This is a genomic window from Pseudomonas sp. Y39-6 (assembly GCF_023651955.1).
GTDB lineage: Bacteria > Pseudomonadota > Gammaproteobacteria > Pseudomonadales > Pseudomonadaceae > Aquipseudomonas > Aquipseudomonas veronii.
In genome coordinates this window covers 1,684,244-1,695,937 of sequence record NZ_CP069594.1, presented here as the reverse complement: position 1 = coordinate 1,695,937, position 11,694 = coordinate 1,684,244, and the positions used below count along the sequence as shown (strand labels likewise).

The 11,694-nt window shown below is 62.0% G+C and carries 9 protein-coding genes; 6 read left to right on the top strand and 3 right to left on the bottom strand.

Annotated features, from left to right (window positions below; all coding sequences use genetic code 11):
- Positions 1 to 73: 73 nt before the first annotated feature.
- The 6 genes from JN756_RS07625 (at position 74) to JN756_RS07600 (ending at position 9,036) form a co-directional block, all read left to right on the top strand.
- Positions 74 to 1,771 (top strand): molecular chaperone HscC, encoded by a 1,698-nt coding sequence (locus tag JN756_RS07625; RefSeq protein ID WP_046384419.1) that lies wholly within the window; start codon positions 74 to 76, stop codon positions 1,769 to 1,771.
- A 10-nt stretch (positions 1,772 to 1,781) separates the two neighbouring features.
- The gene (locus tag JN756_RS07620; protein ID WP_046384420.1) at positions 1,782 to 3,395 is read left to right on the top strand and encodes a J domain-containing protein; all 1,614 of its coding nucleotides are present in this window, start codon (positions 1,782 to 1,784) and stop codon (positions 3,393 to 3,395) included.
- A 142-nt stretch (positions 3,396 to 3,537) separates the two neighbouring features.
- Positions 3,538 to 4,788: an OprD family porin gene (locus tag JN756_RS07615; RefSeq protein WP_169864469.1), complete on the top strand. Its 1,251-nt coding sequence runs from the start codon at positions 3,538 to 3,540 to the stop codon at positions 4,786 to 4,788.
- Between the two features lie 91 nt (positions 4,789 to 4,879).
- Entirely contained in the window at positions 4,880 to 6,421 is a 1,542-nt protein-coding gene (locus JN756_RS07610) for a M91 family zinc metallopeptidase (protein ID WP_232566346.1), read from the top strand.
- Between the two features lie 111 nt (positions 6,422 to 6,532).
- Positions 6,533 to 7,432 carry a polysaccharide deacetylase family protein gene (locus JN756_RS07605; RefSeq protein ID WP_046384422.1) on the top strand — a complete coding sequence of 300 codons (900 nt, stop codon included), beginning with the start codon at positions 6,533 to 6,535 and terminating at the stop codon, positions 7,430 to 7,432.
- 137 nt (positions 7,433 to 7,569) lie between these two features.
- Positions 7,570 to 9,036 (top strand): M91 family zinc metallopeptidase, encoded by a 1,467-nt coding sequence (locus tag JN756_RS07600; RefSeq protein WP_201021964.1) that lies wholly within the window; start codon positions 7,570 to 7,572, stop codon positions 9,034 to 9,036.
- Positions 9,037 to 9,124: 88 nt separating this feature from the next.
- Here JN756_RS07600 and pcaC read toward each other — a convergent pair whose 3' ends face one another.
- From pcaC to JN756_RS07585, 3 genes are read right to left on the bottom strand one after another with little or no spacing between them, the layout of a single operon-like run.
- On the bottom strand, positions 9,125 to 9,517 hold the full coding sequence (gene pcaC, locus JN756_RS07595) for a 4-carboxymuconolactone decarboxylase (RefSeq protein ID WP_017844824.1): 393 nt from the start codon (positions 9,515 to 9,517) through the stop codon (positions 9,125 to 9,127).
- A gap of 10 nt (positions 9,518 to 9,527) precedes the next feature.
- Positions 9,528 to 10,319 carry a 3-oxoadipate enol-lactonase gene (pcaD, locus tag JN756_RS07590; RefSeq protein WP_046384423.1) on the bottom strand — a complete coding sequence of 264 codons (792 nt, stop codon included), beginning with the start codon at positions 10,317 to 10,319 and terminating at the stop codon, positions 9,528 to 9,530.
- A 10-nt stretch (positions 10,320 to 10,329) separates the two neighbouring features.
- Positions 10,330 to 11,694: a 3-carboxy-cis,cis-muconate cycloisomerase gene (locus JN756_RS07585; protein ID WP_046384424.1), complete on the bottom strand. Its 1,365-nt coding sequence runs from the start codon at positions 11,692 to 11,694 to the stop codon at positions 10,330 to 10,332.

The following is an 11,694-nucleotide window of genomic DNA, read 5'->3' as shown; positions in this document are numbered from 1 at the left end:
CTTGCCTATCGCTCAACCTTTCAGGGTAAAATCAGTAACAGATTCTTACAGACCACAGAGGGAGCTTGTCGTAATGATCGTAGGAATCGACCTGGGGACCACCAACAGTCTTGCGGCAGTCTGGCGCGGCGATGCCGCCGAAATGGTGCCCAACGCCCTGGGCCAGTTGCTGACCCCAAGCGTGGTCGGGCTGGATGACCAAGGCCGCGTCCTGGTAGGCCAGGCCGCCAAAGAGCGCCTGCATACCCACCCGCACCTGACCACCTCGCTGTTCAAGCGCTACATGGGCAGCGCCACCGAAGTGCGCCTGGGCGACCGCTCGTTTCGCCCCGAAGAACTCTCGGCGCTGGTGCTCAAAAGCCTCAAGGAGGACATCGAGCGTACCTACGGCCAAACGGTCACCGACGCGGTGATCAGCGTGCCCGCCTACTTCAGCGACGGCCAACGCAAGGCCACGCGCATCGCCGGTGAATTGGCGGGGCTGACCGTTGAAAAACTGATCAACGAACCGACCGCCGCGGCCCTCGCCTACGGCCTGCATCAGCGTGATAAAGAAACCTCGTTCCTGGTTTTCGACCTCGGCGGCGGCACCTTTGACGTGTCGATCATCGAGCTGTTCGACGGGGTGATGGAAGTCCGCGCCAGCGCCGGCGACAACTTCCTCGGTGGCGAAGACTTCGACACCCTGTTGCTCGAACACTTTGTCGACAGCCAACGTAACGCCACGGGTTTCCCGCCCACCAGCACTGTGCTGCAAGCCCTGCGCCGCGAAGCCGAGCGCGTGCGCAAAGCCCTGGGCCAGGATGACAGTGCTGAATTCGCCCTGCGTGTCGACGGCCAGCAATGGGTGAAAACCATCACCCAACAGGAACTGGCCAAGCTCTACACGCCGCTGCTGGAGCGCCTGCGCGCGCCGATCGAACGCGCCCTGCGCGATGCGCGGATTCGGGTTGGCGACCTGGATGAAATCCTGCTGGTGGGCGGTACCACGCGTATGCCACTGGTACGTAAGCTTGCCGCAGGCCTGTTCGGGCGTTTCCCGTCCATCAGCCTCGATCCCGACCAGGTGGTGGCCCACGGCGCAGCGATCCAGGCCGCACTCAAGGCGCGCTCTGCCGCCCTCGAAGAAGTGGTGCTGACTGACGTTTGCCCCTACACCCTGGGCATCGAAACCTCGAACCAGTACGGCGGCCATATCGAAAGCGGCCATTACCTGCCGTTGATCGAACGCAACAGCAGCGTGCCGGTGAGCCGGGTCAAAAGCGTGGTCACCCTGCACGATGACCAGACCCGCGTGCTGCTGAAGATCTACCAGGGTGAAAGCCGCCTGGTCAAAGACAACATCGAACTGGGCCAACTGGATATTCCCGTGCCCAAGCGCAAGGCCGGTGAAGTCTCCCTGGACGTGCGCTTCACCTACGACAACAACGGTTTGCTGGAAGCCCAGGTGAATATCCCGCTGACCGGCGAGCAACATTCGCTGGTGATCGAGAACAACCCCGGCGTGCTCAACCCGCAGGAGATCCAGCAACGCCTGCAAGCCCTGGCGCAATTGAAGGTCCACCCACGCGACCAGCAGGTCAACACCGTGCTCGTCGCCCGCCTCGAACGGCTCTACCAGGAAAACCTCGGCGAGCTGCGCGAACAGCTAGGGCATTGGGCGGCACAGTTCCAGCAGGTACTCGACACCCAGGACGAACGCCGCATCCGCGAAGCTCGCAGCGAACTGACCCGTCAACTTGAGCAACTCGACAACGGGTTCTGGCGCTGAGGGAACACCGATGGATTGCTGGACCGTACTGCAACTGCCAGATGACGCCGACGAGCGCAGCATCAAGCGCAGCTATGCGCGCTTGCTGAAAAGCTGCCGCCCGGACGACGACGCCCAAGGCTTCCAGCGCCTGCGCGAGGCCTATGAACACGCCCTGAGTGAAGCACGCTGGCGGGCTGATAACGAAGAGGAAGAACGCGTCCAGGCGCCCGTGGCCGAAGCGGTCTACGCAAACCTGAATGACCTGGCCGAACTGATGAACATCAGCCCCGTCAGCCCTGCGCCCTTCGAAGCCCACACACCGGACCCGGCCCAGGCACTGCTCGACGACCTCAACGCGCGTAACCTCGATGAACGCTGGGTCCAGGCTCGGCAACAGGGCTGCACCGATGCGTTCCAGGCCGGCCTGTTGCGCCATTGTTTCGAAGCACCGGGTGAACGCAGCGCCATCGCCGGTTGGGCCGCCCAACACCTGGAATGGCTGACGCCCTGGCAGCAAGTGGCGATGACGTCCTGGCAATACGAAGCGCTGACCGGCGAACTGCTGCAAGACTACCGCCGCACCTTGCTGGAACTGCTGGAGCAAAAGGCCGAGCGCGAGTTCATCACCCAGCTCAATCAATACACCAACCAACCCTGGCTGCGGGTGTTCGACCTGCAACAGCAGTGGCAGCGCATCGTCCTGCACCTGCTGCATGAAACCCAATGGAGCGTGCCGCTGTTCGAGCGGGTGTGCCAGGCATTCGGCTGGGACGACCAGAAAGGCGTGTACCCGGAACCGGCGTGGATATGGCGCGAATTGGTGTCGCGTTGCGAGCAGGAAAGTTTCTACGCCAACTTGCAAGACAAGGCCCAGGACACGCGGCGCACATCAGCCGATGCCCTGGCCGCGCGCCTGCTGCTGACGCCGATGTCCGCCACGCAACACAAACGCATGATCGATGGGTTTGGCGAAAACGAGTGGAACGCCTGCCAGCACCTGGCGCAAACACTGACCTGGCGCTATCCGCAACTGGTCGAGCGCCTGCCTCAAACAGATCTGTTCTTTTGGCGCAAATTCGTACCTCGGCCGATCTACACACAGGTGTTTATCCGGCTATGGGCCGTCTTCGCCCTGGGGCTTGGCCTGAGCATCGCCCACGATAAGCCAGACAGAATGGACGGGATGTCGCTGGTCATTTTCATGCTGATGGCGTTCGTGCCGGCGGCCGTTGGCTTTCGCGTCACCCAAATGTGGGCCGGGATGAGTTCAACCTATCGGGTTCTGGATGTGTGGCTGAGCCAGTACCTGATCCCCAAGCGAATCAACCCCAATGACTACTGGCTGGTCATTCGCCACGGCGTACCGCAGGCGATCATGCTGGTGGCCTGCGGCTTGATGCTCGGCGTGCTGGGCATGTTCACCTACGCGGGTATGGTCCTGATCAACCTGTTGCACAAGACGCGTATCGGTCAGATGAGCCAGAAATTCAGCGAAGGCTACCCGTGGCTGAACGGTTTGCACTGGGCCTTCTGGAGCCCCCTGCAAGTGGTATTCCTGGTGGTGATGGTGGCGCTGATCGTAGCTGCGCAACACTACCTGCCAGCGGTGCCTTGGACCCACTTCGACCTGCCCAAACGATAACCCGCAAATGCCGGGCCTCAGCGCCCGGCAACTTGCGTTCGATCATCGCCCAAAACCCGCCCTCCCCCGATTGAACCACCCCCGCACTGCCCCGCACCATGGCCGCCACCTGCATAACCCCAATAACAACAGGCCCAATGCCATGAGCACTTTTCACCCTCGCCAGCTATTGCTGGCCACCGCAGTCGCCAGCCTCGCGTTTCCCGTCGTTGCCGAAGAACACGGCTTTATGGAGGACGCCAGCGCCAACCTCAACCTGCGCAATTTCTTCATCAACCGTAACTTCACCAACCCGACCAAAGCCCAGGGCGGCGCGCAGGAGTGGACGCAAAGTTTCATTCTCGACGCCAAGTCCGGCTTCACTCAGGGCACCGTGGGGTTTGGCGTGGATGTACTGGGGCTGTACTCGCTCAAGCTTGATGGCGGGCGCGGCACTGGCGGTTCACAGTTATTGCCGCTGGACCACGACGGCCGCCCCGCCGATGATTTCGGGCGCCTGGGTGTGGCGTTCAAGGCGCGGATTTCGAAGACCGAACTGAAGGTCGGCGAATGGATGCCGACGCTGCCGATCCTGCGCGCCGACGACGGCCGTTCCCTGCCGCAAACCCTGCGCGGCGGGCAGATCACCTCGAAGGAAATCGACGGCCTGACCCTCTACGGCGGCCAGTTCCGCGCCAACAGCCCGCGGGACGACAGCAGCATGTCGGACATGTCGATGTTCGGCAAAGCCGCCTTCACCTCCGACCGCTTCAACTTCCAGGGCGGCGAATACACGTTCAACGACAAACGCACCCAGGTCGGCCTGTGGAATGCCCAGCTCAAGGACATCTACCGCCAGCAGTTCGTCAACCTGGTCCATAGCCAACCCGTGGGCGACTGGACCCTGGGCGCCAACCTCGGGTTCTTCTACGGCAAGGACGACGGCAGCGCCCGCGCAGGCGAGCTGGACAACAAAACCTGGTCCGGCCTGTTTTCGGCCAAGTACGGCGGCAACACCTTCTACGTCGGCCTGCAAAAACTCACCGGCAACAGCGCCTGGATGCGCGTCAACGGCACCAGCGGCGGTACCCTGGCCAACGACAGTTACAACTCCAGCTACGACAACGCCCAGGAGAAATCCTGGCAAGTGCGGCACGACTATAACTTTGCCGCCCTCGGCGTACCGGGCCTGACCTTGATGAACCGCTATATCAGCGGCAGCAACGTGCATACCGGCACCATCACCGACGGCAAGGAGTGGGGCCGCGAAAGCGAATTGGGCTACACGCTGCAGAGCGGCGCCCTGAAAAACCTCACGCTGCGCTGGCGCAATTCCAGCATCCGCCGCGACTTCAGCAACAATGAGTTCGATGAAAACCGTTTGATCGTCAGCTACCCGATCAGTCTGCTGTAAAGCCGTATTACACCTTGGCGGGAACGATTTGCTGCGGGTGATCACTGTTAAGCGCCAGGGCTGATACCTGGCGCTTAAACAAGGACCACACATGGATGTTTTCAACGGTAGTACCCGCCTTCTCCCACGCCTCCTCGATGGCGTACCGCCCTTACCTGCAGCGCGCCCAGTAGCAACGTTCGACACTGGTCACTACGGGCTGGCCAAACCTGCCCATTTGCAGTTCCTCCCAGGCACATCGATCCAGACCTATCTGCACCCGTTCCTGAATGACGGCAATCTAAAAGCCAGCGGACAGTCGATATGGGAGCGCGGCTATTCCTTCAGCCTGAACAACAGCCTGCTCCTGGAAACCGGCAACGACGCGGACCAGGTCCACATCAGCCAGGCTTCTGACGATCAGTTGAACATTCGCCTCAATGGCCGGTTGTATCGTTTTGCCAGCCACGATAACGATGGCAAACCGCTGACCCTGTACCTGAAGACCCACGGCGGCAATGACCACGTACACATCGATGCCAACGTCATGCAGCCCATCGTGATTGAAGCGGGGAACGGCAATGACCGAATCCAGGCCGGCGGTGGCGACACCCGCGTATTCGGCGGCAACGGTAACGACGTCGTGCGCCTTGGCAGCGGCCTTGGCTACGCCGAGGGCAATGACGGTGACGACCGGCTCATGGGCGGCAGCGGCGACAGCGTGCTCTATGGCAACAACGGCAATGACCGCCTCTATGCGGGCGCGGGATCGCGCCGAAAAGCCAGCTATCTGGATGGCGGCAACGGCAATGACCGGCTGTACGCCGGCTCCGGCCACACGGTGTTGCATGGAGGCACCGGGCACGATCGCTTGATCGGCCACGACCGAAGCACCTTCTACACCGGCGACGGTTACGACACCGTCATTGCCAATCGACCGGGCGACCGGATCTACGCCCAGCCCGGCGACTCGATCAACCCTCTCAATGGCTCGCTATTGACGGCCGTGTCTGCCCACGCCGGCCCAATCAAGGGGTTTGCGATCAAGGGATCTGCCGCGTTCATCCAACGGGTCGAAGACGATTTGGCGCTGTTACGCCACTCTCCCCAAGGCCAGCAGATGCTCGCAGAGATGGACGCGGCTGCCGATCGCAACGGCGCCCCGGTAACGATTGTGGAAGATCGGCAGGAGAACGGCAGCGGGTACATCTACGGCAGCCAGGAACTCCTGGCCCTGCTGCAGGACGAACGTGCGCCGGTAGTCGGCGACGATCCCAAGTGGGGGTTCATGGTCGACGGAGTACCCGGGTCTCGGGCTGACCGCGCGCACATTGAATACAACCGGTCCCAACTGAACCCCTCGGCGGGCACGACTCACCCGCCCATCATCGGGCTCTACCACGAAATGGCTCACGCCTATAACGCCGCCAACGGCACCGCCTTCACGGGTTCCACGCAGGAAGTATTCGAGGGGCAGGCGCACGAAGTGCCTAACAGTGAACGCCAGGCCGTCGGCCTTGAGAGCAGCGCAGCCGCCTTTGATTTTGACAACGACCCTGCCACGCCGGCCATCACCACCAACCCCAAGCCCTTCACTGAAAACGCTTTGAACGAGGAAATGGGTAGGCCACTGCGAGCGCAATACGTAGGTTAAACCAGATCGCGTTTGTCAGCCTTTAACCCCACGCCGAGCATCTTGCGGTATCGTGCGCGCCTGCCGCTGCTGACCCATCCAGCAGCGGGTTTTATTCGAGCCTGCGCACCCATGAAATCTTTCGCCATCGCATCCGCCTTGCTTGCCCTGGCCTTGAGCCTCAGCGGCTGCATCAGCGCGCCCATCACGCTGACGCCGCAGACCGAACAACGCCTGCAGGCCCAGGCGCCGATCCGTTTTCTGCTGACGTTCGATGACGGTCCCAGCGCCTCGGGGTACAACAACCCGACCCGCTCGGTGATGGCCGACCTGGCAAACAACCCGGTATTGCCGGGCATCAAGGCGGTGTTCTTTCTGCAGACCGAAGCCTCGCGCTCCGGCGGCAGTTCACGGGGCCGCAAGACCATGGAACGTGAGTTCGCGGCCGGGCATGTGCTGGCGTTCCACACGGCCACGGCCTTTCATACCAACCATCGCTGGTTGAGCGACGCCGAGCTTGAACGCACCCTCAGCCAGGGCGCTGCGGATATCGCCGCGATCACCGGCGTGTCGCCGACGCTGGTGCGCCCGCCCTTCTGGAACTACGACCGGCGCACCTTCGCCGCCTACCAGCGCCACGGCATGAAGGTGTTGTTGACCGACCTGAGCGCCAACGACGGCAAGATCTGGGGCTTCAACGCCAGCCCGCGCCGCCGCGAGAACCTGATCCGCCAGCTGTCGGTGGTGCGCGAACGCATCGCCTTGGGGGAATTGCCGACAGTCGACGGCGTGATACCGGTGGTGGTGACCTTCCACGACATCAACCGCTACACCGCGCGACATCTGCAAGAGTACCTGCAGATCCTGATGGACAGCGCCCGGATCGACGGCCTGAAGACCGCCGCCGAGCCGTTCTACACCGATCACGCAGCACTGGAGCGGGCGGCATTGGCGCGTACCGTGAAACAAGCGAGTGAAGAAGTGCATCTGCCCGGGGTGTGGAATTGGGTGTGGGACGCCGATTCCAAGTGATGTGCGTTATCGGGCTGTGCGTTGTCTTTTTTCATACATGCTGTAATGAAGTAGTTATCGTCATGCGGGAACCCCTCCAACTTTTTCACCACTGATCGGCGGTAAGTCACCGACGTTCACAAGAAAGAGTATTGACGATGCAAACCTCTTCCGTTGCGCCTAAAGCGCCCGAACCTAATGCCCTCCCCGGCGGATCGCCAGCTCCAGGCGCCACTGCACTCGTAAACAGCCCTCCCCCCCAGACCAGCAAGATTGTCAGTGACAAAAATGTCGATATCACACTGACAACCACGTCGTATCAGGGGGAAAGCGGGAAAAAAAATGTGACGATTCTAAAAATCGATACTGCCGATGGCGCAGACGACATTCACATCAGCAAAGGCGAACGCGGCCAACTCAATGCCATGATAAATGGCAAAAGTTATTTACTGCCCGCTGCTAACAGCGATGCGACAGCGATAGCCATCAGGGCGAACAAAGGTGACGACACCGTTCGCATTGATCCTGATGTGATGGCTTACACCCTAATCCATGGAGGTGAAGGTAACGATCATATACAGACCGGAGGTGGTAAAAGCCAAGTTTACGGCGGCGCGGGTAATGACATCATCCAACTGGGCAGCGCAAGCAGTTACGCCAGCGGTGACGACGGCGATGACACCATGATGGGCGGCACAGGCAATAACACCATGTACGGCGGGAACGGCAACGACCGCATGTATGCGGGTTACGGTCCTGACAGCAAAACCAGCTACATGGACGGAGGAAACGATGACGACCTGATGCACGGCGGAAGCGGCCACAACATCATGCACGGCGGCAAAGGCGATGATCAGATAAACGCTTATGGCCGAAGCCATATCTACACGGGTAGAGGTCAAGACAGCGTCTATTCCAACTCAAGCGACGACGTTGTGTACGGTAAACGCAGCGATCACCTGGGATTGCCATTCGGATTCAAGTTTATCGAGACCGTGCCATTGCCCGAAAATGCAGGGCGCAAAGCGATTGATATCGAAGGTTCCCCGGCATTCAAGCAACGGGTTGAGGATGACCTGGAGTTTTACCGAGGCTCTCCCAACAGCCAGCACATGTTGAATGAACTGGACGCCGCCGCAGAGCGCAGCGGAGCCAAAGTCACGATAATGCAAGATATCACTGATGCTCACATCGTCGTGCCGCCGGAGGGCGTTCCCCTGGAAGAATGGCAGGACCCCACGATCATCCGCGATGGGGTCCGTGGCGCGGGCACGACAGAATCGTTTGTGACCTATAACCCGGTCATCCCCAGAGAAGCCTCGGACGAGTCGCGTGTGTTTCTGCCTACCACCACGACCCTGTACCACGAACTGGGTCACGCTTATAACGCAGCCACAGGCAGCACATTTCTCGGCAATACGGAAATTATCCGCCCGGACGGCACACGCACCCAGGAGCCCAATGATGAACGCCAGGTCGTCGGCCTGGAAACTGCCAGTCCGCCCTTCGACTTTGACAACGACCCCGCAACCGCGCCAACCACGTCAAATCCTTACCCACTGACCGAAAACGCGTTACGAGAAGAAATGGGCCTGCCCCTGAGAAAAAGCTACGGCTCCCTGTGAGTCGACCTGACCGCTCAGCCCCGTGACGGTCAGCGACCGCTCCTCGACAACCTGTTGCCTCTCGCCAGGAGTGCAGTGCCGAGTCGCACTAAGCGCGCGACTCGACCCCCAATTCATCCCACACCGATTCGGCCAGATGAAACGTCGCATTCGCCGCCGGAATCCCGCAGTAGATCGCGCTTTGCATCAGCACTTCCTTGATCTCGGCACGGGTCACGCCATTGCTGGCGGCGGCGCGCAGGTGCAGTTTGAGTTCTTCGCCGCGGTTCATGCCGATCAGCATGGCGATGGTGATCAAACTGCGGGTGTGCCTGGGCAGGCCGGGGCGGGTCCAGATATCGCCCCAGGCGTGGCGGGTGATCATGTCCTGGAATTCGCTGTTGAACTCGGTCAAGGCATTCAGGCTGCGGTCGACATGCGCGTCGCCCAGCACTTCGCGGCGCACTTGTAGGCCGTCGGCGTAACGTTGTTTCTCGTCCACAAAAGACTCCTCAGCGGGCCAGCAGGAATTGAATGACCCGGTCGCTGAACGCGGCTCCGGCTTGCACGTTGGACAGGTGGGCGGCGTAGAACTCGGCGTACTCGGCCCCCTGTACCTGGCGCTGGATAAAGTGGCTGCCGGCGGGCGGTGTGACAGCGTCTTCAGTGCCGGCGATCACCAGGGTCGGCACGTGGATCGCCGACAGTTGCTCGCTGAAGTCTGCATCGCGCACCGCTGCGCAATTGGCGGCGTAGCCCTGGGGCGAGGTGGCCGCGAGCATGTCGGTAATGCGCTTGGCCTGCTGCGGGTTGGCCGCCGCGAAATCGGCGGTGAACCAGCGCGCAATCGACGCATCGCGCAGCGCCACCATCGCAGCCGCACCGTCGCGCAGGACCATCTCGATACGCGGGTTCCACACGTCTGATGTACCGATCTTGGCCGCAGTGTTGCACACCACCAGGCGCTGCAAACGATCCCCCGCGTGAATCCCCAGCCATTGGCCGATCAGCCCGCCCATGGACAGCCCGCAGAAATGCGCGCGCGGGATGTCCAGCGCGTCCAGCAGCGCAATCACGTCGCGGCCGAGTTGTTCGATGCTGTAGGGGCCTTCGGTCACCAGGGATTGGCCGTGGCCACGGGTATCGAAGCGCAGCACGCGAAAGTGCTCGGCAAAGGCCGGGACCTGGGTGTCCCACATATTCAGGTCGGTGCCCAGCGAATTGGACAGCACCAGCACCGGTGCATCGATGGGGCCATCCAGTTGGTAATGCAGTTCGCCCTCGGCGAGTTGTACAAAAGCCACAGCAATCTCCTCAGGCAGTCAGTGCAAAGTGTTCGGTTACAGCGCGGCTGACCCAGGTTTGGGCCTGGCCCAGGTAGTGCGCCGGGTCGAGCAGGCGGTCCAGGTCTGTCGCCGACAACTCGGCGGTAATGAGCGGCTCATCGGCGAGGACGGCGCGCAGATGGCGTTGTTCGGCCACCGCGCGTTTGCAGCACTGCTCCAGCAGATGGTGCGCGGTGTCGCGGCCCAGGCGCTGCGCGAGCACGATGCTGACGGCTTCGGCCAGCACCAGGCCCTGGGTCAGGTCGAGGTTGCGCGCCATGCGCTCGGGGTCGACTTCCAGCCCTGCGCTCACCAGCAGCGCCTGTTGCAATGCGCCAGAGACCAAGCGGCAAATCTCCGGCAGGGTTTCCCATTCGGCATGCCACAGGCCCAGGCTGCGTTCGTGTTCCTGGGGCATGGCGCTGAACAGCGTCGCCACCAGGCCAGGCACGCGGGTCGCAGCGCTGATCAGCACGGCGGCGCCCACCGGGTTGCGTTTGTGCGGCATGGTCGACGAGCCGCCTTTGCCGGGCGCCGCCGGCTCGAATACTTCCGCCGCCTCGGTCTGCATCAGCAGGCTGATATCGCGGCCCAGCTTGCCAAGGCTGCCGGCGATCAGACCCAACACGCTGGCGAACTCCACCAGGCGATCACGCTGAGTATGCCAGGGTTGCTCGGGCAAGGTCAGTTGCAACTGCGCCGCCAACGCTTGGGCAACGGGCATTGCCTGTTCGCCAAGCGCAGCCAACGTGCCGGAGGCGCCGCCGAATTGCAGCACCAGCAAGCGCGGTTTCAGCTCGATCAAGCGCTGGCGGCTGCGGGTCACCGCGCCCAGCCAACCGGCGATTTTCATGCCCAGGGTGACCGGCGTGGCATGCTGCAACCACGTCCGCCCGGCCAACGGTACAGCCGCATACCGCTGGGCCTGGGCTGCCAGAATATCGCCGAGGCGAGCCAGGTCGGCTTCGATCAACGCCAGCGCGCGCCGCAGTTGCAGGACCAGGCCAGTGTCCATCACATCCTGGCTGGTCGCGCCCAAATGCACATAGCGTTCGGCACTCGGGTCTTCACCGGCCACCCACTTGCCCAGCGCCTTCACCAGCGGAATCGCCGAATTGCCCGCCGAGGCAATCGCCACACCGAGGGCGTCGACGTCATACAGCGACGCCAGGCACGCCTGGGCAATCGGCGCGACGGCCGCCTGCGGGATCAACCCGACCTGGGCCTCGGCCCGTGCCAGTGCGGCTTCGAAATCCAGCATGCCCTGCAGGCGCCCCTGGTCGCAGAACACCTCGGCCATGCTCTCAGCGCTGAAGTAAGCGTCGAACAGTTGGTTGCTCGTGCGCAGCGTCAT